This is a genomic window from Lachnospira intestinalis (assembly GCF_040095895.1).
GTDB classification, from domain to species: Bacteria; Bacillota; Clostridia; order Lachnospirales; family Lachnospiraceae; genus Lachnospira; species Lachnospira intestinalis.
This window is the reverse complement of sequence record NZ_JBBMFS010000002.1, coordinates 14452-34932: the sequence shown is the minus strand read 5'-3', so window position 1 is coordinate 34932 and position 20481 is coordinate 14452. Positions and strand designations below refer to the sequence as shown.

Sequence of the window (20481 nt, the reverse complement as noted above, 5' to 3'; positions counted from 1 at the left end):
TCCTCACTTTATTCAATTGAAGGTAAATTTTCCCTGATAAACTGCGCCCGCATCACATCGGTTTCTTCCTCTGTAAGTTCCTGTGATGCAAGCATTTCAAGATTGCCCGGCTGAATTCCTATCATCAGCTGGTAAATCGCATAATCTCTCTCATCCGGCGTTTTTACAAGCCCCTCCGCCAGACCGAGCCGTAACTGTGAAAGCAGTACCAGCCCGTCTTTTAATGATACCTTCCTTGCATATTTTAAAATGCCGTAAGAACGGTAAATGCCGTCCAGCACGGAAATCTTTTGTTTTTCTTTTAAACGGTTTCTTAAAATCCGCTCCTGTGTGACAATCTGCTGCACAATGTTGGTAATATTCTCAATCAGTTCTTTTTCCGTAACACCCAGCGTAATCTGATTGGATATCTGATAAATATCCCCCGCAGACTTATTGCCGTCCGAATAAACGCTATGCATGACCAGTCCGAATCTGCCAATTTCCGCCGCAATACCCTGTATTTTATTATTCCATGCAAGCGCCGGAAGGTGACACATATAAGACACTCTCATGCCTGTTCCGACATTGGACGGACAGGTTGTCAGATATCCGTACTGCGTATCATACGCATACGGAAGCACCGCACCGATACAGTCATCTATATGGTCTGCCGCCTCATAGGCGCGCTCCATATCCATTCCTGCACGGTATGCCTGTATGCGGATATGGTCTTCCTCATTTAACATAATGGACAAATCTTCATTCGATGATACAAATCCGCCTGCGACGCTCTGACTTAATAAAAACGGACTGATGACATGACGTTCTTTCATTGCTTCGCGCTGGACTTCTTCCAGATTCTCAAAATGATACTCGTGAAAATCTTTGAATTCCGGCAGAACACGCAGCTTTTGTGCCGCCTCGCCAATCATTTTATGCGCATCCGGTGTATCCAGTTTTAATGAAAAATTATAATCCTTTAAATTTCTTGCAAGGCGCACCCGGCTGGAAATGACCACATCACCCTCCGGTCCGTTCTGCTCAAACCATCTAAGCATTATGCTCCTCCTTTGCCTGTAATGCCTTAATTTCGTCACGGTATTTTGCCGCCGCTTCAAAATTTTCCAGCATGACGGCTTCTTTTAACCGGAGCTTCAAAGCTTCTATATCCTGCTGTTCCTGCTCCTGTTTTGTTTCAGGCTGCATTTTTTCTTTTGTGTAAGTCTTGCCGGTATGGGTATCACTGCCGTGAAGCTTTTTCATATGGTCGCCAATCAGCGGACCGAATACATCGATACACTCTGCACAGCCAAACTTTCCCACCCTCGTAAATTCTTCATACGTCATGCCGCATTTCGGACAGCGTACATACTGCAATGGATTTTCTCCCTGTTCCTGCGTCTGTCCCGCCGCAAGCATACCTGTCAACAATTTCACAAACGGAACTTCATTGGAAGCATATCCCATCATTTCCATCTGTGCCGCACATTCTTTACATAAATGGTGTTTCTGCACTCTCCCATTCATAATCTCTGTAAAATGTACGGTTGCTTCTCTTTCTTTACAGTTCTCACACAACATATGCTTCTCCATTTCTATAGTCTGCCACTGTCTTCCATTTCTGATATGACACCGTCTACAATTCCATGAATTTCTTCCGCGCTCATGCCATTACATTTTGCGCGTGCAATAATCTGGCGCAAATCCTTTGTCATGGACTCGATTGCTTTTCTCTTATCCAGTCCAAGATTGACCACTGCGCCCCGCCTTTTATCCAGTGTAATATAGCCTTCCTGACGAAGCAGTGCATACGCCTTATTGACTGTATGCATATTAATCCCTGCATATTCTGCCATCTGACGCACGGACGGCAGGGACTCGCCCTCCTGCAGCTTTGACACGGCAATCGCCTCCACAATCTGATTACACAGCTGCATATAAATTGCCTCGCTGCTGTCAAAATCAACCGTTATCCACATATACTCCTCATTCCGCAGGCATTTTAATGCCTATTTAATACCACTTCTTCTTTTTTGCCACAAACAGCGGTCCAAAATAAAAGATTCCCGCCGCGATAAATGCTGCCATTAAAGAAAGGATATTAGATGCTGTTAATTTTATCATTCCGTCATAAACAAGTCCTGCTGCCACGCCCATAATCAGCGCACACACAGCCGGAACAATAAATGTCTGACGGTATTCCATCCGGTATCCGATATGTCTATATAATGAAATTATATTTAATATGAAAATAATAATCGGAAAACTTGCGTTACCTATTACTATAGCATAAATTCCCAGTCTTGAAAACTTTAACAGCACAAATACCAGAATAATATGCACAACCAGTGAAATGCAGGAGTGCTTTACCGGCGTACTCATCTCGTCAATGCCCTGCAAAGCCGAACTGGTTACGGTAGACAGTGTATAAAATACTACGGCTATCGCACCGATTTTTAACATCATGCCGCCCTGCGTGCTGTCATATCGTGCAAACAGCAGCTGGATAATCGGCTTACCCAGTACAAACAATCCGACAAAGGACGGAATTGCAATAAACATATTGGTCTTTAACGTTTCTTTTATCTTTTTGCGCACTGCACCGATTTCGCCCTGTGTGTACGATGCCACAATACTCGGTAACATTGAAGCCGACATCGCGGAAGCGACACCCTGCGGAATACCGATTAATAAGCTGTAACTGGAATTAAAATTACCCATATCAGTCGTAATGCTCTTTGTAATATCGGTGCCAATCATCATATTACTAAACATCATATCATCAATGACCGCACTAATCTGGTAAAACGTCTGTCCTAAAATAATCGGAATCATTGTAAGTGCAATGGTTCTGTAAATATCCCTGTCATACTGTCTTTTACTGACTCTGTCCTTTGCCACCATGCGTGCAAAGGTCGGACGGTATATCAGATACAGCACAATTAAAAAGATTAATGCTGTCAATGCACCCATTGCTGTACCAAGTGTTGCCCCTGCCGCACCGTAAGCCGCCGTATTGGCTGATGACTGATATGCCTGAATGAGGAAATATCCCGCAAGAAGGCTGACTGCCGCATTGACAATCTGTTCTGCAATCTGTGAAACCGCAGTCGGAATCATCGTTCCCTGTCCCTGATAAAAACCTCTCATAACGCCTAAAATCGCCACAAAAAAGATGGTCGGTGCAAGAATCCTAAGCGGAATTGCCATGCCCGGAACCCCTTTATAAAATACATTTTCGATAAAATCCGCTCCAAAGAATAATAAAAGAGCTGCGATACCGCCTGTACAGGTCGCAAAAATCAGCGCACACTTAAAAATAGAAGCCGCATTTTTAAACTGCTTTGCAACAAATTTTGCCGAAACCAGCTTTGACACTGCCATTGGCAGCCCATATGCCGACAGTACCAGCATAATATTGTATACATTATACGCCGCACCATAGATTCCGTTTCCGTCACTTCCGATAATATTTACCAGTGGTATCCGGTAAAACATTCCTATAATTCTTACCAGAATACCCGCCATGGCAAGAATCCCCCCATGCACCAGAAAGTTTCTTTTATTTTCAGACATTTTTTCTACCTTTCTTCAATCTTCCGTATTATTACTAGATAATATAACAAAGAAAAAAAGAATGCAATGAAATAATCCTTAAATATTGTGGAACACAAACAAGCCTCTATACATAAAATTGTATTGTAAATGAATTTTGGAGGAATCAAAATGAGTGATTTAGCAGCAACAAACTGTGGCGGATGTGGAGATTGCAATGGATTTGGAGGCAGCTCATGCTATTGGATTATTATCCTGCTCCTTCTTTGCAGCAGCTGTGGCAACGGATTAAACAACAACGGTGGCTGCGGCTGTGGCGACAACAGCTGCCTGTGGATTATCCTCTTACTGTTCTTCTGCGGCGGATGCGGCAACAACGGTTCATTTAACAACGGCGGATGTGGCTGCGGCTGCTAATCCGGTTAAAAACTGTCTGAACTGACGTTTATAAACAGTTTTCCCTGCGGCATCAGCCGCAGGGTTTTCTTTTTACTAAAACAGTCACTCTTCCTGTTTTTCATGGAAACACGCCATATCAATGCCGTAAACACTGGTTTCATCCGTTACAATCATGCGCTGTGGTTTTTCTTTCTTTATTTTATCTGTCTGTATTTTACTTTCCTGCACCTGCCCGCGCTGTGCTTTTCCTCTTTGCATTTTGGCTGTCTGTACCGGATTTTTCTGCAATGAATTCCATGGTCTGTCCATATCTTTTTCCTCCACATATAAATCTGCTATTATTATATTCATACATTTTTCTCCATTGCATATACTATTACTATATTGAGTGACGGCAGAATGGAGGAAACATGGCAAAAGAATTACCTATCACCGAATTTGACCTGCGTACCGTCGATGAATCCACACAAATGTTTAAAGCAATGATTCCTTTTCTGGATTATCAGCTGCAAAAGCCCCTTTCTTTAATAATCCGCATGAATGAATTTTCACAAACACTGCGTTTTTATAACCGTTCTCCGGGAAACCCTGCAATCCGGGGGCAGAGCAGCCACGCCTACATAAATTCCATCAATGACATTTTTACCAATGACGACTTTTTAAATACGGTAATGCCTTACTGTCCTGAAAAATATGCCGCAATGATTGAACAGTTCCGCAGCTTTTCAAAGGTGTCCGAAATGATGAATCTGTTTCAGTCCTTTGATGACGGCGCCGATTTATTCAACAATCCCATTATTCTGAATATGATGAATCAGACTGTCAATACTACAAATAATACCGCAAATTCCAAAAATTCCAAAGACGGCAATACCCCCGGCAAAACTGACGTCAAAGCCCCACCGCCAAAAAAAACTCCGGCAGACGGTGCACAAAATGAGCCAAATGTTTCTGCCGACACTACCGGCATGCCAAAAAGCCAGCATACTTCCGGCACAAAATCCTCTGCCCCTCCCACAGGTCTTTTAAATATGCTTCTGACCCCGGAGCAGCAGAAACAATACGATACCTACATGAAAACGCTGTCTGATTTTAATTTGTAAAAGAAAGGAAATAAACGATGTCTGAACTGGATTTTAAAAAGCAGCTTTTAATCAATGAATTTAAAACGCTTTCAAAAGGAAAAAGCAATGATGAAATTCTGCCGCTGATTCTTGCATTAAGCCGCAAGGCACAGCAGTCCGGCATTTCATTTTCTAAAGATGACATTTACCTGATTATCAACCAGGTCAAAGACGGTTTAACACCAAAAGAACAGCAGCTTCTGCCGCAGCTTTTAATGCTTCTGGAACAGCGCTGATACAACAAGCCGGAAACAGACCGGGATTTTCTCCCGGTTCTGCTCCCGGCTTGTTTCACTTTTTATTTGAAAGACAGTATCACACTTTTATTTACTGTGTGCCACCCGGATTTGTTTTGCCGCCTGCACCATATTGATAAGGCTTGCTTCCGTTTCGGGAATTCCTCTCGTCTTTAAGCCGCAGTCCGGATTGACCCACAGCTTATCCGGTTCAATCTGTGTCAGCATTTTTTCAAGTACCTGCACGATTTCTTCTACAGAAGGAACACGCGGTGAATGAATATCGTAAACGCCCGGTCCGACCTCTGTTTCAAAATGATTTTCACGCAGGGCAGAAAGAATCTGTAAATCCGAACGTGACGCCTCAAATGTGATTACATCGGCATCCATGGCATCAATCGCCGGAATAATATCTGTAAATTCACTGTAGCACATATGGGTGTGAATCTGTGTTTCCGGTCTGACACCGCTGTGTGTCAGTCGGAATGCCGGAATTGCAAAATCCAGATACTCCGTATCCCAGTCCGAGCGGCGAAGCGGCAGTTTTTCCCTTAATGCAGCTTCATCAATCTGAATCATGCGGATACCGTTTGCCTCTAAATCCAGCACTTCATCGCGGATTGCCAGTGCAATCTGTGAAATGGATTCTTTAATGGAAATGTCTTCTCTTGGGAAAGACCAGTTTAAAATCGTAACAGGGCCTGTAAGCATTCCCTTCATCACCTTATCCGTCAAGGACTGTGCATAAACTGACCATGCCACTGTCATCGGTTTTTCGCGGTATACGTCACCCCAGATGACCGGTGGCTTGACACAGCGTGTTCCGTAAGACTGAACCCATGCTTTTTCCGTGAAAAGAAAGCCGCCCAGTGCTTCACCGAAATATTCTACCATATCATTTCTTTCATATTCACCGTGTACCAGTACATCCAGTCCGATTTCTTCCTGCTTCTTTATACATTCCGCAATTTTTTTCTTATTAAATGCAGTATATTCCTGCTCGGTGATTTCTCCCTTACGAAATGCCGCACGGTTCTGCTTGACATCTTTGGTCTGTGGAAATGAACCAATCGTTGTTGTCGGAAACTGCGGTAAATGAAACGTTTCTTTCTGTAACTGCTGGCGTTCACTGCGCTTTGGCAGTCTGACATAATCTTTCTCAGTCACCTCTGACAGACGCTTCTTCACCGCCGCATTTTTACAATCTCTGTCTGCCACAAAAAGTGCGCTGTTCTTTTTATATGCGCTCTCCTGCGTATAAGACGGATTTTCGGCAAATCCGCTTAATTCCCTTAACTCTGAAAGCTTTTCTTCTGCAAATGCAAAATAGTCCAGATACTTTTCTGAAAGTTTTGTTTCATGTTTTACCGTATATGGAACGTGCAATAATGAACACGATGTTGATAATACAGTCTGTATGCCCTTTCCTGTAAGCTGCTGTAACTGATTTAATGTCCGGTCATAATGATTTCTCCAGATATTCTTACCGTTTACAAGACCGGCAAAAAGCAGTTTGTCCTTCGGGAATCCGTACTTTTCAATTAAATGAACTGTTTCTTTTCCTTCAATAAAATCGAGTCCGATACCGTCAAACGGCAGTTCTGTCAAATCCTTATAAATGTCACGCACATCGCCGAAGTACGTCTGTAACAGAATCCGGACTGTCTTTTTGCAAGGCAGTACATTTTCATAAATTTTATGAAACAGTGCAATATCTTCTTTTGATAAATCACGCACCAGTGCCGGTTCATCAAGCTGAAGCCACATTATCCTGTGTGCCGCACATTTTTCAAGCACCTGCTGATATGCTGCAATCACCGCATCTGTAAAATCATCCGCTGTTTTGCTGCCTGTATAACGGCACAGCTTTAACAGCGTATACGGTCCTGTAAGAACCGGCTTTGTTTCAATGCCGAGTGCCTTTGCTTCCTCATATTCTTCCCACAGCTTCTCTCCCACAAGCGCAATCTTTGTATCGTCCTCTGCTTCCGGCACAATATAATGATAGTTTGTATTAAACCATTTTTTCATTGCCAGTGCCTTTACGTCACCGGATTCTCCCTGATAACCGCGCGCCATTGCAAAGTATGTATCCAGTGCGGATAAATTTAATTCCTGATACCGCTTTGGCACAATGCCTAACAAAACGGCTGTATCCAGCACTGTATCATAAAACGAAAAGCCATTACATGGAATGTAATCAATTCCTGCCTCTTTTTGTACCGTCCAGTGTGTTTTTCGCAGTCTGCGTGCTTCTTTTAAAAGCTCCTCTGCTCCGGTTTCTTTTCTGAAATATTTTTCTGATGCAAACTTTAACTCTCTTAATGTTCCCACTCTTGGGAATCCGATAACCGATGTCTTCATTCTTTCTCTCCTTATTCTAAAATCCCTGCGGGCAGCTTTATCCGCCGTTTTTCTTTCATTTACGGACTTTATCCACAAATGTCGTATTTATGGATTTTATTATAAGAATGTCGGTATCATTTGTATAATACCTATAAATGTTATTTGTCCATAGTTTTAAACTATATCAAAAAAATCTGAAACCACTTGTGCCTATGCACCTCATGATTTCAGGCTTTAAATATGAAGCTTTACGATTCCACGTATTTTTTCAACGCTTCCAGATAGGTCGCTGCCAGCCGGCTCATCATTCCCTTTTTATGCGTGATGTAGCCAACCCGCATTTCGCTTTCATCGGCAAGCGGCACAGCAATGATGTCTTTGCCGTTTAATTTTTTGTCAATGACACCACTGCACACTGTATAACCATTTAATCCGATTAAGAGATTAAACAACGTTGCCCTGTCACGCACACGGATATTTTTCTTGCGCTCAACCGCCGAAAAAATTTCTTCCGAAAAATAAAACGAATTATGCTCTCCCTGCTCGAAGGACAGATACGGATACTGCTCCAGCTCCTCATTGGTAATCACTGCATTTCCCGCCAGCGGGTGCTTGCGGCTGATAAAAACATGCGGTCTTGCAACAAACAGCGGATGAAATTCCAGCTCGTGTGACTTTAAAATCTTACCCAGAACCGTTTCGTTAAAATCATTCAGAAACAAAATTCCTATCTCACTTCTCATTCTTGCCACATCTTCGATAATTTCATAGGTCTGCGTTTCCCGCAGACTGAAATCATATTCGTCCTGTCCGTATTCCTTAATCAAATCCACAAATGCATTCACCGCAAACGAATAGTGCTGTGTTGATACACAAAACTGTTTCTTTCCGCCGCTTCCGCCTTTGTATTTATCCTCCAGTATCGCCGCCTGTTCCAAAACCTGTCTTGCATATCCCAGAAAATCCTCCCCCTCTTTGGATATGCTGATTCCCTTATTCGTCCGGTTAAATATCGTGATATTCATTTCTTTTTCCAGCTCGTGAATCGCATTCGTCAGACTCGGCTGGGAAATAAACAGCCGGTTCGCGGCTTCTGTAATCGTCCCTGTATTTGCAACTGTAATTACATATTTTAACTGTTGAAGTGTCATTTTTTTACCCGTCCCATACTCATTTCTGTCATATCAATTTGATATTTATATCATATCAATTATAGTTTTTACTTATCCTTATTTCCATAGTATAATCGAGCGGAATAAAAAAAGCAATCGCCACCGCTTGCGATAAAATTGCTGAAAATCCGGAGAATATGTATCATCAGGCATACCCTGACATTGGCAGTATTGTGCCGCAGGTATCACAAAACTGCTCCTATCGCAGAATTCAATACATTCCGTCTGCGGTTTCTCCTACATTAAAATGCCTGCGGAATGGAGAGAACGATGAAAGAGCAAACTATTTTCCCAAGAGAAGAACATGCAGATGTCCTGTTCCAGAAAATTCTGGCTGACCCATGGGCATGCGACAAGCTTTTTGAAACTTTTTGCAATGATTTATTCAGTAATGATGAACTGGAGGATTCCCTTTCTGCCGATGAATTCTGTCAAGCACTGTTTCGCGCTTACCGCAACAGGGATTTATCCGCTTTTCTTATGGCAATCAGCAAAAATACCCTTTTTGATCTGATACGAAATTCTTATCTGATTCCCTATCGTTTTAACGCTGACGGAAAGACCAATCCTGTCATTATGACAGATGAGAACGGGGTGCTTCTGCCTGAATTTAAAAATTGCATCCATGAAAAGGAGTATCAACATTTTCGTGAAGTTTATAACCATTTTGACGGAAAGAAAAAGATGTATCTTGCACAGGCTTACCGTTACAGTCATTCCTACCGCGATGACGATATGAATATTAAACAGCAGGTTTTAGAAAAAAATACCGGTGTACTGCTGATCCGTGAGCTTCCCGATACCATTAAATTAAAAGAAACAGAATCAGAAGCCTACTGTGCCGTCTGGGATTTAATGATCCAGCTGGAAAAAGAACTGCCAATGGCTTTCGTATTTTACGGTCAGGATTCCCTTGTCGAGCAGAATAACCGATATGATGAACTTGGGATTTTCCTGCCAAATTCTCATTTTTTGAAAAATCTGGAGCGGCATGCCGCCAAAGCGGAGGCGATTATTTATGGATAGCACAAAAGATACAGCCGGACCGGCTTCTTATGTTGATATTATGGAAAAAAACCACATGGAAATCCCCTGGCATGACTATGCAAAAGCAGACAGCAACGTCCTGATTGAAAATGCAGGATTAATCGAAAAAGCTTCTGTTATCGGCAGAGTAGGACTTATGATGCTCTCCTGCGGCACCGGGGCATGGCGTGTGCGCACTTCCATGAACCGCCTGTCAAAGGAACTTGGTGTTACCTGCACGGTGGATGTCGGACTGATGTCCATTGAATTTAACTGCTTTGACGGAACGGATTGTGTTTCCCAGTCTTTAAGCATTGCCAATACCGGGGTCAATACGTCAAAGCTGTACCGCATGGAACAGTTTGTTGAACGTTTTCCGGAAGAAAAAACGCATATGACCGGTGAACAGATTCACAAAAAACTGGACACCATTGAAAAAATCCACACGCTGTATTCGCCTGCAAAACTGGGATTTGCCGCCGCACTCGCCTGTTGTGCCTTCACTTTTCTTTTAGGCGGTGGTCCTGTGGAAATGATTCTGGCATTTATCGCCGCCGGTGTCGGAAATGTTATCCGTACCAAACTGATTAAACACCATTATACACTGTTTTTAAATATTGCCGTATCCATCTCGGCGGCCTGTCTTGTTTATGACATCTGTTTCCACCTTGCGGAAATTATTTTTCATATTCCGGCACTGCATGAAGCGGGATACATTTGTTCCATGCTGTTTATCATACCGGGATTTCCGTTTATTACAAGCGGCATCGACCTTGCGAAACTGGATTTGCGTTCAGGACTTGAACGGCTTACTTATTCCATCATCATTATACTCGTCGCTACGATGTTTGCATGGATTATGGCTCTGCTTTTAGAATTACAGCCGCAGGATTTTGCAGTCCTTCACATGAATCCCCTGCTTCACCTTGTACTGCGGATTATCGCCAGCTTCTGCGGGGTTTTCGGCTTTTCCATAATGTTTAACAGCTCTGTTTCTATGGCATCGACTGCTGCTTTCATCGGTGCGGCTGCCAATACGCTCCGGCTTGAACTTGTGGATTTTACAGGAATGCCTGCTGCCGCTGCCGCATTTATAGGTGCTTTAACCGCAGGACTGTTAGCCTCCCTCATTAAGAAGAGCCACGGGTATCCTCGGATTTCTTTAACCGTACCTTCCATTGTCATTATGGTTCCGGGACTATACCTGTACCGGGCAATTTACAACTTCGGCATTATGTCCCTCTATGAAGCTGTTTCGTGGTTCAGTGCAGCGATTATGATTATTATCGCACTGCCGCTGGGGCTGATATTTGCACGAATCCTTACCGACCGCACATTCCGGTATTGCACATAATTTTTATATTTTTTATACAAACAGCAACATTTTAACAATATTCGGTATTAAATATTTATTTAGAGCGAAAACAATTGTCTATAATGGCAGATGAGCCGCCTCATTCGCGGATTTCTCATCACTGTTTTATCATAAAATCGCTCGGAAATGGGGATTAAAATGAATCACTTATCACACCGGCAAATGTCAGAATCTTTTCTGACGGCTGCCTTTTTATCTATATCCGGAGGTTTGCAGGATGCCTATACATACCTCTTCCGCGGCAAAGTTTTTGCCAATGCACAGACCGGCAACATTGTACTTTTAAGTGCCTGTGTTGTTGATAGAAACTGGTATCAGGCGGCACACTATCTGATTCCGCTGCTCTTTTTCGCACTGGGAATTGCCGCCGCCGAATGGGTACGGCTGAAATATCAGCGGATTGAGCGCCTACACTGGCGCCAGCTTGTTGTTTTATCCGAAATTATTCTGCTTTTTGCGGTAGGATTTTTCCCGGTACGGCTGAATCTGTTTGCCAATGCCTTAGTATCCTTTTCATGCGCCATGCAGGTTCAGACATTCCGCAAGGTCAACGGATATGCCTTTGCCAGCACCATGTGTATCGGCAATCTCCGAAGCTGTATGGAATCTCTGTGCGTTTATGCCAGAACGCGCGATAAACACGTTTTGCACAAATCCGCCTGCTACCTTGGCATTATCCTGATGTTTGCTGTCGGAGCCGGTGTCGGTGGACACTGTATTGCCCTTTTTGGGATGCGCACCATCTGGTTTTCCTGCCTTTTGCTGTTGATCAGCTTTTTAATCATGTTTATTAAAGAAGAAGAAAAAGAACGTCATTAATGCAGAACCGTTCCATAAAAATACCGGACTCCAATCGTCAGATTTTAAATCTGGCTTTTGGAGTCCGGTACAATATCCGTTTTTTTCAAATATTCTTATTTTTCCGGTTTAAAATTACTTTTTATAATTTTCATAGCTGTGCTGTGGCATTTTGGTTTCTGCCCAGAGCTTGTCGGCACACGGCTTCCAGTTCTTAGCATAAGCCTTACACTTCTCACACAAATGCTCCGCAGATTCCGGTGACTGTAAATCCGTGGATTTTGCGCCACTCTCCTTTACAATCCGTTGAAGAATTTCAGGATTTTCAAGCATCGGACACGGACGCAGATGATTTTCATTAAACGGCTGGTTATTATAATATGCCATAAATAACGGCTGTTTTAAAATCTCAAGCAGCGTATTTTTACGGATATTGGCCCCTGAATAGTGAATAAATACACAAGGCTCCGCATCACCGTTTGCATTAATATGGAAGTAATTTCTTCCGCCTGCGATACAGCCGCCCACAAATTCACCGTCATTCTGGAAATCCATGGTAAACAGTCCTTTTCCCGTCGTCATATTACGGATTTCACGGACACGGGAACGCATGTAAATTCTCTGCTCCGGTGCCGGAAGCAGATCAACAGACGCATCGTTTCCGACCGGCATATAGTGAAAATACAGCGCATAACGGCAGCCTTTTTCAATCATTAAATCAACGAATTCATCGCTTGTAACTGTTTCAATATTTTTAGATGTATAACAGATAGAAGTACCAAATACAAGACCGTTCTGCTTTAATAAATCCATTGCGTGCATAACCTTTCCGTAGACACCTTCTCCACGGCGTAGGTCATTCACCTCTGCAAATCCTTCCAGACTGATTGCAAGATAAAGATTTCCGACTCTTTTCAAATCCGCACAGAACGTTTCATCTACGAGTGTTCCGTTTGTAAATGAAAGAAATGCGCAGTCATAATGCTTTTCTGCAAGGCGGATTAAATCTGCCTTTCTTACAAGCGGCTCACCGCCTGTAAACATGTAAAAATAAATGCCCATTTCTTTACCCTGACAAATCAGGTTATCCATTTCATCAAATGTCAGATTCAGGCGATTTCCGTATTCTGCCGCCCAGCAACCCGTACAATGCAGGTTGCAGGCACTTGTCGGATCCATTAAAATCAGCCACGGTACATTGCATTTGTACTTTTCACGCATTTTACGAATCGTTTTTGTACCATTTAAAAATGCTTCAAAACCAAGGTTTAAAACCATTGTTTTTAGCACATGTGGGTCGACTTCATCCAGAAGCCTGTTTATGTAATGATTCAACGCGCCGTTTTTATCGGTAATCATGGTTCTTGCTTTCTCATAATTAATATCCAGCTTTTCTCCATCCATGTATTTTTCCATGAAATCGACAAGCTTTACAATTTCCTTTTCTCTGTCTTTATCCAGATTCTTTAAAACGACGTCAGACACTTTGCTAACAGCCAATCTTCCCGCTGCATGTGTTAAATTTCCCATTTTCTTTTCTCCTGATTTTCTTATCTTAATGATATTATACGTCTTAAATATTTTGTGTTATATATCAGCATATGCACAAACCGATAAAATCATTATCCTCTCTTATGTAAAGCCTGAATTGTTTCACTGATTTTTTTGCGCAGCGGCTCATTTTCTTCCGGTATGGTCTGCAAAATACGCAGCAGCTCCGTTGCGTTATGGTCATCACCCACTTTCTTTAAGGACTCGCACGCCGCCTCCAATATATCCTGATCTTTGCTTTCAACCAGTTCCATTAACAGATCAATGGCTTCCTCTGTTTCGGAAGTTCCCAGTGCCTGAGCCAGTGCGATTTTATGTTCCTTATCCTTAAACATATACTCTGAAAGCTCACCCCATGCCTTTCTATGCACAAGCTTTTCCATTTTTTCTTCGGGTGTTTTCTTTGAAAATAACATACTGCTCTCCATTCCGCAGGCATTTTAATGCCGGAGGAATCGCGGACTGAATTCATTCAGTTCTGCGATAAAAACAGATTTGTGATGCCTGCGTCACAAATCTGTCGTGTGAAAAAATCTTAAATTTATGGATTTTTCACACTGCTGTCCATTCCTTTCCTTATTTCTTAACACAACCGTATTATAGAAAAAGATTTGTAAAATGTAAAAAGTATTATTAATATCTTGATTATATCTTTTTGACATAGCCAAAACCGCATTTATTTGTTATACTTATGTAATACGTTTGCCCCGGCATCTGTTAAATATTTTCCGCTGCATGGCGGTTTTACAAAAAGGAGTATCATGATTACTTACGATTATTACCGTATTTTTTACTACGTTGCACAGTATAAAAGTTTTACCAAAGCCGCTGCTGCTTTGGGCAATAACCAGCCCAACATTACGCGCTGTATGAACAATCTCGAAGCAGAACTGGACTGCAAGCTTTTTCTGCGTTCCAATAAAGGTGTACTGCTGACACCGGAAGGCCACAAGCTTTATGAACACGTTGCCATTGCTTTTGAACAGCTTGCGCTTGGTGAAGAAGCAATTATCCGTAACCGGGATTTAGAAAACGGTCTGATTTCAATCGGTGCCAGTGAAAATGCACTGCGCCTGATACTGCTTTCCGAACTGGAACATTTCTGCGCCCGCTATCCGCATGTGCGTATCCGTCTTTTAAATTATTCCGCACCGCAGGCAGTAAAAGCACTGGAAAATAACATTATCGACTTTGCGATTGTTTCAACACCGGTTCTGGTACATAAGCACATGCATCAGGAAAAGCTGGTTTCTTATGATGAAATACTGCTGGGCGGCACGAAATATAAGCAGTTTGCACAGCAGGTTCACTATTTGGAGGATATTTCCGAAATGCCTTTAATCGGACTTTGTGAGGGAAGTTCCACACACACGCATTACAGCCGTTTCTTTATGGAGCACGACCTTCCTTTTGAGCCGGATATGGAAGCTGCCATGACCGACCAGGTACTTCCGATGATTACCCATAATCTCGGTATTGGTTTTTATCCAAAATCGCTTGCTTTGGAAGCCATTGAAAAGGAACTTGTCTTTCCGATTGAGCTGACAGAACCACTCCCTAATCGTGATGTTGTCGTAATCACCAACAACCACACCCCGATTAATTCTGCTGCCCGCAGATTTCTGGAGTTTTTACTGGAAAACCGTAAATAACCGTTTTCCTTTCAGCATTTCCAACGCAATATAACACATTTAATAAATATAAACTGTCCCACGGTCTGAATTCCGTGGGGCAGCTTATATTTTAAAATATTTTCTTTTTAATTACTTACCGACAATGTTAATAATCTTACCCGGTACGTAAATTTCCTTTACAACATTTGCAGGAAGCTTATCACCAAGTGCTTCTTTTGCCTTAGCCAGTGCAGATTCTTTGGTTTCGTCAACAGAAAGTGTTACCTTTGCCTTTACTTTACCATTTACCTGAACTGCCATTTCAATCTCGTTATCCTTCATCTTTTCTTCATCAAATGAAGGCCACTGTGTGCTTTCAAAAATGCTCTGGTTATGTCCTAATACTTCCCAAAGTTCTTCTGCAACATGCGGTGCAAACGGAGATAAGAGCGTAACAATCGTTTCCATTGTTTCTTTATCAATGCCGCCCTGCTTCTTTGTCAGGTCAACCAGCTTGTTGGTGTATTCCATGAAACCGCTGACAACTGTGTTCAGACTGAAGTTTTCCAGACGGTTTGTAATGTCATAAACCATCTTATGTCTTAACTTCACCATTTCATCTGTTTCATTGAAATTCTTATCTGCGTTATCTTCTACAAGTGTCCAGAATCTTGACAGGAATCTGTGTACACCGTCAATTCCTCTGTCATCCCATTCTGCATCCAGTTCCGGTGGTCCGACAAACAGTTCATACATTCTTAATGAATCACAGCCGTAATCTCTTACTAAATCATCCGGTGATACAACGTTTCCTTTGGACTTACTCATCTTTGCGCCGTTCTTGCCAATCATACCCTGATTGAACAGCTTCTTGAACGGTTCATCAAAATCAACCACACCGATATCATGTAAGAATTTTGTATAAAATCTTGAATACAGTAAGTGCAGTACCGCATGTTCCACACCGCCGATATACATATCAACCGGAAGATACTTATCTGCCTTTTCCTTGCTTACAAGTTCTTTGTCATTCTTATTATCCACATATCTTAAGAAGTACCATGAAGAACCAGCCCACTGTGGCATAGTATTGGTTTCTCTCTTAGCAGGCTTTCCGCAGCATGGGCAGGTTGTGTTGACCCATTCTTCAATTCCTGCAAGCGGTGATTCACCTGTTCCGGTCGGCTCATACTTTTCTACTTCTGGAAGCAGTAACGGAAGCTGGTCTTCCGGAACCGGTACACAGCCGCAGTCCGGGCAGTGAACAATCGGAATTGGTTCGCCCCAGTATCTCTGGCGTGAGAATACCCAGTCACGTAACTTGTAGTTCTTCTTTTTACGTCCGAAGCCCATTTTTTCAATCATTTCCGGTGCTTCTTTCTTTAATACAGAAGATTCCATACCGTTCCAGTCACCGGAATTAATCATTGTTCCGACAGCATCTGTATAAGCCTCTGTCATATTTTCAATTTCTTTTCCGTCTTTTGCAATAACCTGAATAATCGGAATATCAAATTTCTTTGCAAATTCAAAGTCACGGTCATCATGTGCCGGTACACACATAATCGCACCTGTACCGTAATCAGCCAGTACATAATCAGACAGCCAGATTGGCACTTTCTTTCCATTTAAAGGATTGATTGCATAAGAACCTGTAAATACACCGGTCTTTTCCTTATCTGCCATTCTGTCGATGTTAGAACGGGTAGAAGCTCTGTAAATGTAATCTTCCACTGCCTGCTTTGTTTCTTCCGTTGCCAGTTCTCTTGCCATTGCATGTTCCGGAGCCAGTACCATAAAGGTTGCACCGTGTAATGTATCCGGTCTTGTAGTATAAACAGTAATAGACTTATCCGTTCCGTCTACCTTAAAATCTACCTCTGCACCGTAAGAACGTCCAATCCAGTCAGACTGCATCTTCTTAACCTTTTCCGGCCAGTCAAGCTTATCAAGGTCTTCAAGTAATCTGTCTGCATAGGCTGTAATCTTTAACATCCACTGCTTTAAGTTCTTCTTGGTTACTTCTGTACCGCAGCGTTCGCAACAGCCGTTTACAACTTCTTCATTTGAAAGACCTGTCTTGCAGGACGGACACCAGTTAATCGGCATTTCCTTTTCGTAAGCAAGACCTGCTTTAAACATTTTTACAAAAATCCACTGTGTCCACTTATAGAAATTCGGGTCTGTTGTGTTGACTTCCATATCCCAGTCATAAACAGCGGCGATTTCCTGAATCTGTCTTTTAATATTGGCTACATTCTGTGCCGTAGACTTTTTCGGGTGAACACCCATCTTAATTGCATAGTTTTCTGCCGGAAGACCGAATGCATCCCAGCCCATTGGATGGATAACATAGTATCCGTGTAACATCTTATATCTGCTCCATACATCACTGATTACATAACCTCTCCAGTGACCGACATGAAGACCGCTTCCTGACGGATACGGGAACATATCCAGGCAGTAATATTTCGGTTTTTTGCCATCATTGACATTAATTGGGTGTGCTTCCCAGTTTCCACGCCATTTCTTTTCAACAGCCTTATGGTTATACGTTGTTGCCATAAAATTAATCCTCCTTGTTTTGCTTCCTTTTTTCAAACACATAAAAAGCCCTTTCATCTCACTTAGAGACGAAAGGGCTACAATCGCGGTACCACTCTAATTCATATGTAAGCTGCCCTACATATGCACTCAGTCATTTGGTAACGGAAATGAATCGTCTTTTCCTATCTGTTTATCCTTTCAGAAAAGAAACTCCAAGGCGAGTTCAATTATCCGAATCTACTGTCTTGCACCTTCCGACAGCTCTCTGTAAAATTCCGGCGATAATCTACTATTCCTTTTCACAGTCTTTATATATTCAAATATTTACTACGAAACAGGAATATTTTATCATATTCAACCGCTTTGTCAAGTACCGATTCTACTTTTATCCGTTGTTTTTCTGATATTCTGCGGACAGCTTCTCCACTACATTCTGCGGCGCATGTCCGTATCTTGCAAATTCGTAGGCAAATGTACCATAGCCTTCCGTAATGGAGCGAAGCTTTGCCATATAGCCTTCCAGCTCGGCAACCGGAACATCGGCTTCTATATAAGAAGTTCCGTCTTCTGCCGGCATCATGCCAAGTACTCTTGCCCTGCGGGTCTTTAAATCATTTGAAATGTCTCCCGCATAAACGGACGGTGCAAAAATTTTTACCTGTGCAATCGGCTCTAAGATAATCGGTGATGCCTTTAAATAAGCTTCCTTATATGCCATGACAGCTGCCATTTTAAATGCATTTTCACTCGAATCCACCGGATGCTCCGCGCCGTCTGTCAGCACTGCCTTTAAGCCAACCACCGGATACCCTGCAAGCAGTCCTGTCTTGACACTTTCTGCAATTCCCTTTTCCACTGCCGGGAAATAATTTTTAGAAACTGCGCCGCCGACTACGGCTGTTTCAAATACGTAATCTTTTTCACGGTTGCCGGACGGTGAAAATGTAATCTGCACTTCCGCAAACTGTCCGTGACCACCGCTCTGCTTTTTGTAACGGCATCTTGCTGTCGCTTCCGCACAAATCGTTTCTTTATAACCGACCTTTGGCGCTGTCAGCTGAACCTGCGGAATCTTATACTGATTTTCAAGTCTTGCCACAATAATCTCCAATTGCTGTTCGCCGATTCCTTTTATCAGACGCTGACCGTTTTCTGTATCATTTTCACAATGCACAGTTCTGTCTTCTTCCATAATCTTTACCAGTGCCTGTGAAAGCTTTTCTTCATTCTGCTTGTTATCAACAACAATACGCTTTACCGTATACGGCACTGCAAATTCAATCGTATCGAGCTTAATCGGCTTCACCTTTGTGGAAATGGTATCTCCGGTTGAAAATCCGTTCAGCTTCGGAATGGCTCCGATATCGCCTGCCACAATGCTGTCCACCGGTGTATATTCTTTTCCGCATACCTTATAAATTCTGCCAATCTTTGTTTCCATATCGTAAGACGGATTAAAAATCATGCTGTCCGCTTTTAATGTACCGGAATAAACCTTTACAAAGGAATACTTGCCAAGATATGGGTCGGATACCGTCTTAAATACCTGCGCCGCCAGAAAATCTTTTTCATCATAAATGCAGTCAAACAGCTCATTGTCATAAACATTAATACCGGTCTTTGTAAAAAATGGTGACGGAAAATATTTTGTAATGACATCTAAAAGCATATAGACACCATGTACATGCAGTCCCGAACCCATCGTTACCGGAACAATGCTTCCGTCCGTACAGTCGGCACGCAGGGCGCTGTCCTTTTCCTGCTGTGTAAATTCTTCACCTGAAAAATATTTTTCCATATTATCTTCGTCAACCGAAGCCACTGCCTCATCTAAAATCCCTTTAAATTTATTGAGGTTTTCCATACAGTAGTCCGGAATCTCGAAATCTTCATATTTTCCGATACCGGTAAATTTTCTGGCTCTCATCTTGGTAATATCCGCATAACCAATCAGACGCTGATCCTGGCGGATTGGCATATGAAACGGCGCAATCTTTCCGCCGTACAGCTTTGTGAGTTCTTCCACAATCTCCCTGTAGCTGGCAGTATCATCATCCATGCCTGTTACAAAAATCACTCTCGGCAGTTTATAACGGTCACATAATTTCCATGCGGCACATGTTCCGGCATCAATGCCTTTGCGGGCATTAATCACGATGACCGCTGCATCTGCAGCACTTGCAGCAGACTCGCGTTCTCCTTCAAAATCCAATGCCCCCGGTGCATCTAAGAAATTAATCTTATAACCGTTCCATTCCACCGGAACAACCGATAAATGAATTGAAAATCCACGGCTGCGTTCCTCGCTGTCGTAATCACTGACCGTATTGCCCTGCGCAATGCTTCCTAAATAGTTCTTATTCTCCCCTGCAAACGCTGCTGCCTCAACCAGTGTTGTCTTACCGCTTCCACTGCCTCCTAAGACTGCAATATTTCTGATGTCACCTGTTCTGTAATTATTCATAATGCACTCCATTCCGGCATGAAATATTCACAAATGCGTATAAAATACCACGCCTTGTATCTCACCCCTGTTAATTTGTTTACGTTCTAAATGTTATGATTTATTTTACTACATTTTTTGTATTTTTTCAAGTACATTGTCAATAAGCATTTTATTTTTTACGTTGAAGTGTTAAAGTGTATGCAGTTATACTTTTAATTTTGTGATACTTTGTTTTAACAGGTTACTTGTGTTATTATACATTAAAATACAGATGAGAAATCGCCTGCGCGAATTTCTCATCGCATCTTTGC

Annotated in this window: 18 protein-coding genes and 1 other annotated feature; of the genes, 7 read left to right on the top strand and 11 right to left on the bottom strand. The window is 42.4% G+C overall.

Annotation, left to right across the window (positions count from 1 at the left end):
* Positions 1 to 8: 8 nt before the first annotated feature.
* From WMO37_RS02475 to WMO37_RS02460, 4 genes are read right to left on the bottom strand one after another with little or no spacing between them, the layout of a single operon-like run.
* Positions 9 to 1040 carry a protein arginine kinase gene (locus WMO37_RS02475; RefSeq protein ID WP_022433477.1) on the bottom strand — a complete coding sequence of 344 codons (1032 nt, stop codon included), beginning with the start codon at positions 1038 to 1040 and terminating at the stop codon, positions 9 to 11.
* The gene (locus tag WMO37_RS02470; protein ID WP_022433478.1) at positions 1033 to 1563 is read right to left on the bottom strand and encodes a UvrB/UvrC motif-containing protein; all 531 of its coding nucleotides are present in this window, start codon (positions 1561 to 1563) and stop codon (positions 1033 to 1035) included. The genes WMO37_RS02475 and WMO37_RS02470 overlap by 8 nt, the downstream gene beginning before the upstream one ends.
* Before the next feature lie 14 nt (positions 1564 to 1577).
* Complete coding sequence (locus tag WMO37_RS02465; RefSeq protein WP_022433479.1) at positions 1578 to 1961, bottom strand: GntR family transcriptional regulator; 384 nt, start codon at positions 1959 to 1961, stop codon at positions 1578 to 1580.
* 34 nt (positions 1962 to 1995) lie between these two features.
* Entirely contained in the window at positions 1996 to 3558 is a 1563-nt protein-coding gene (locus WMO37_RS02460; RefSeq protein ID WP_022433480.1) for a putative polysaccharide biosynthesis protein, read from the bottom strand.
* A gap of 150 nt (positions 3559 to 3708) precedes the next feature.
* Between WMO37_RS02460 and WMO37_RS02455 the strand changes: the two genes are divergently transcribed.
* Entirely contained in the window at positions 3709 to 3954 is a 246-nt protein-coding gene (locus WMO37_RS02455) for a hypothetical protein (RefSeq protein WP_022433481.1), read from the top strand.
* Between the two features lie 84 nt (positions 3955 to 4038).
* Here the strand turns inward: WMO37_RS02455 and WMO37_RS02450 are convergent, their stop codons facing one another.
* Positions 4039 to 4287: a hypothetical protein gene (locus WMO37_RS02450; RefSeq protein WP_022433482.1), complete on the bottom strand. Its 249-nt coding sequence runs from the start codon at positions 4285 to 4287 to the stop codon at positions 4039 to 4041.
* 59 nt (positions 4288 to 4346) lie between these two features.
* Between WMO37_RS02450 and WMO37_RS02445 the strand changes: the two genes are divergently transcribed.
* A complete protein-coding gene (locus WMO37_RS02445; RefSeq protein ID WP_227089199.1) occupies positions 4347 to 5039 on the top strand; it encodes a hypothetical protein in 693 nt (230 codons plus the stop codon).
* A 17-nt stretch (positions 5040 to 5056) separates the two neighbouring features.
* Entirely contained in the window at positions 5057 to 5296 is a 240-nt protein-coding gene (locus WMO37_RS02440; protein ID WP_227089198.1) for a hypothetical protein, read from the top strand.
* Between the two features lie 87 nt (positions 5297 to 5383).
* Here WMO37_RS02440 and metE read toward each other — a convergent pair whose 3' ends face one another.
* Together metE and WMO37_RS02430 are read right to left on the bottom strand one after the other, a co-directional pair.
* Positions 5384 to 7660 (bottom strand): 5-methyltetrahydropteroyltriglutamate--homocysteine S-methyltransferase, encoded by a 2277-nt coding sequence (gene metE / locus WMO37_RS02435; RefSeq protein ID WP_349154240.1) that lies wholly within the window; start codon positions 7658 to 7660, stop codon positions 5384 to 5386.
* Between the two features lie 230 nt (positions 7661 to 7890).
* Complete coding sequence (locus WMO37_RS02430; RefSeq protein ID WP_227089196.1) at positions 7891 to 8793, bottom strand: LysR family transcriptional regulator; 903 nt, start codon at positions 8791 to 8793, stop codon at positions 7891 to 7893.
* Positions 8794 to 9084: 291 nt separating this feature from the next.
* Between WMO37_RS02430 and WMO37_RS02425 the strand changes: the two genes are divergently transcribed.
* The 3 genes from WMO37_RS02425 to WMO37_RS02415 all read left to right on the top strand — a co-directional run bounded on the left by WMO37_RS02425 (position 9085) and on the right by WMO37_RS02415 (position 12034).
* Positions 9085 to 9840: a DUF4866 domain-containing protein gene (locus tag WMO37_RS02425; RefSeq protein ID WP_022433487.1), complete on the top strand. Its 756-nt coding sequence runs from the start codon at positions 9085 to 9087 to the stop codon at positions 9838 to 9840.
* Complete coding sequence (locus WMO37_RS02420; RefSeq protein WP_349154239.1) at positions 9833 to 11194, top strand: threonine/serine exporter family protein; 1362 nt, start codon at positions 9833 to 9835, stop codon at positions 11192 to 11194. Before WMO37_RS02425 ends, WMO37_RS02420 begins: the two co-directional genes overlap by 8 nt.
* Positions 11195 to 11353: 159 nt before the next feature.
* A complete protein-coding gene (locus WMO37_RS02415) occupies positions 11354 to 12034 on the top strand; it encodes a YoaK family protein (RefSeq protein ID WP_022433489.1) in 681 nt (226 codons plus the stop codon).
* Between the two features lie 114 nt (positions 12035 to 12148).
* On the opposite strand, the gene WMO37_RS02410 is transcribed toward WMO37_RS02415, so the two are convergent.
* Complete coding sequence (locus WMO37_RS02410; protein WP_022433490.1) at positions 12149 to 13543, bottom strand: radical SAM/SPASM domain-containing protein; 1395 nt, start codon at positions 13541 to 13543, stop codon at positions 12149 to 12151.
* 92 nt (positions 13544 to 13635) lie between these two features.
* Entirely contained in the window at positions 13636 to 13980 is a 345-nt protein-coding gene (locus tag WMO37_RS02405; RefSeq protein WP_349154238.1) for a HEAT repeat domain-containing protein, read from the bottom strand.
* A 345-nt stretch (positions 13981 to 14325) separates the two neighbouring features.
* Between WMO37_RS02405 and WMO37_RS02400 the strand changes: the two genes are divergently transcribed.
* The gene (locus WMO37_RS02400) at positions 14326 to 15216 is read left to right on the top strand and encodes a LysR family transcriptional regulator (protein WP_022433492.1); all 891 of its coding nucleotides are present in this window, start codon (positions 14326 to 14328) and stop codon (positions 15214 to 15216) included.
* 111 nt (positions 15217 to 15327) lie between these two features.
* Here the strand turns inward: WMO37_RS02400 and leuS are convergent, their stop codons facing one another.
* Both leuS and WMO37_RS02390 read right to left on the bottom strand, forming a co-directional pair.
* Complete coding sequence (leuS, locus tag WMO37_RS02395; RefSeq protein ID WP_022433493.1) at positions 15328 to 17742, bottom strand: leucine--tRNA ligase; 2415 nt, start codon at positions 17740 to 17742, stop codon at positions 15328 to 15330.
* Between the two features lie 61 nt (positions 17743 to 17803).
* Positions 17804 to 18036, bottom strand: a binding site (T-box leader).
* A gap of 73 nt (positions 18037 to 18109) precedes the next feature.
* Positions 18110 to 20188 carry an elongation factor G gene (locus WMO37_RS02390; RefSeq protein ID WP_349154237.1) on the bottom strand — a complete coding sequence of 693 codons (2079 nt, stop codon included), beginning with the start codon at positions 20186 to 20188 and terminating at the stop codon, positions 18110 to 18112.
* Between the last annotated feature and the right edge of the window lie 293 nt (positions 20189 to 20481).

What these genes read in the sequence shown, in the direction of transcription:
- WMO37_RS02475 (WP_022433477.1), bottom strand. Translation starts at nt 1,040, where the DNA reads ATGCTTAGATGGTTTGAGCAGAACGGACCGGAGGGTGATGTGGTCATT.
- WMO37_RS02440 (WP_227089198.1), top strand. Translation starts at nt 5,057, where the DNA reads ATGTCTGAACTGGATTTTAAAAAGCAGCTTTTAATCAATGAATTTAAA.
- WMO37_RS02390 (WP_349154237.1), bottom strand. Translation starts at nt 20,188, where the DNA reads ATGAATAATTACAGAACAGGTGACATCAGAAATATTGCAGTCTTAGGA.
- WMO37_RS02460 (WP_022433480.1), bottom strand. Translation starts at nt 3,558, where the DNA reads ATGTCTGAAAATAAAAGAAACTTTCTGGTGCATGGGGGGATTCTTGCC.
- WMO37_RS02430 (WP_227089196.1), bottom strand. Translation starts at nt 8,793, where the DNA reads ATGACACTTCAACAGTTAAAATATGTAATTACAGTTGCAAATACAGGG.
- WMO37_RS02455 (WP_022433481.1), top strand. Translation starts at nt 3,709, where the DNA reads ATGAGTGATTTAGCAGCAACAAACTGTGGCGGATGTGGAGATTGCAAT.
- WMO37_RS02415 (WP_022433489.1), top strand. Translation starts at nt 11,354, where the DNA reads ATGAATCACTTATCACACCGGCAAATGTCAGAATCTTTTCTGACGGCT.
- WMO37_RS02450 (WP_022433482.1), bottom strand. Translation starts at nt 4,287, where the DNA reads ATGAATATAATAATAGCAGATTTATATGTGGAGGAAAAAGATATGGAC.
- WMO37_RS02465 (WP_022433479.1), bottom strand. Translation starts at nt 1,961, where the DNA reads ATGTGGATAACGGTTGATTTTGACAGCAGCGAGGCAATTTATATGCAG.
- leuS (WP_022433493.1), bottom strand. Translation starts at nt 17,742, where the DNA reads ATGGCAACAACGTATAACCATAAGGCTGTTGAAAAGAAATGGCGTGGA.
- metE (WP_349154240.1), bottom strand. Translation starts at nt 7,660, where the DNA reads ATGAAGACATCGGTTATCGGATTCCCAAGAGTGGGAACATTAAGAGAG.
- WMO37_RS02420 (WP_349154239.1), top strand. Translation starts at nt 9,833, where the DNA reads ATGGATAGCACAAAAGATACAGCCGGACCGGCTTCTTATGTTGATATT.
- WMO37_RS02410 (WP_022433490.1), bottom strand. Translation starts at nt 13,543, where the DNA reads ATGGGAAATTTAACACATGCAGCGGGAAGATTGGCTGTTAGCAAAGTG.
- WMO37_RS02425 (WP_022433487.1), top strand. Translation starts at nt 9,085, where the DNA reads ATGAAAGAGCAAACTATTTTCCCAAGAGAAGAACATGCAGATGTCCTG.
- WMO37_RS02445 (WP_227089199.1), top strand. Translation starts at nt 4,347, where the DNA reads ATGGCAAAAGAATTACCTATCACCGAATTTGACCTGCGTACCGTCGAT.
- WMO37_RS02405 (WP_349154238.1), bottom strand. Translation starts at nt 13,980, where the DNA reads ATGTTATTTTCAAAGAAAACACCCGAAGAAAAAATGGAAAAGCTTGTG.
- WMO37_RS02400 (WP_022433492.1), top strand. Translation starts at nt 14,326, where the DNA reads ATGATTACTTACGATTATTACCGTATTTTTTACTACGTTGCACAGTAT.
- WMO37_RS02470 (WP_022433478.1), bottom strand. Translation starts at nt 1,563, where the DNA reads ATGTTGTGTGAGAACTGTAAAGAAAGAGAAGCAACCGTACATTTTACA.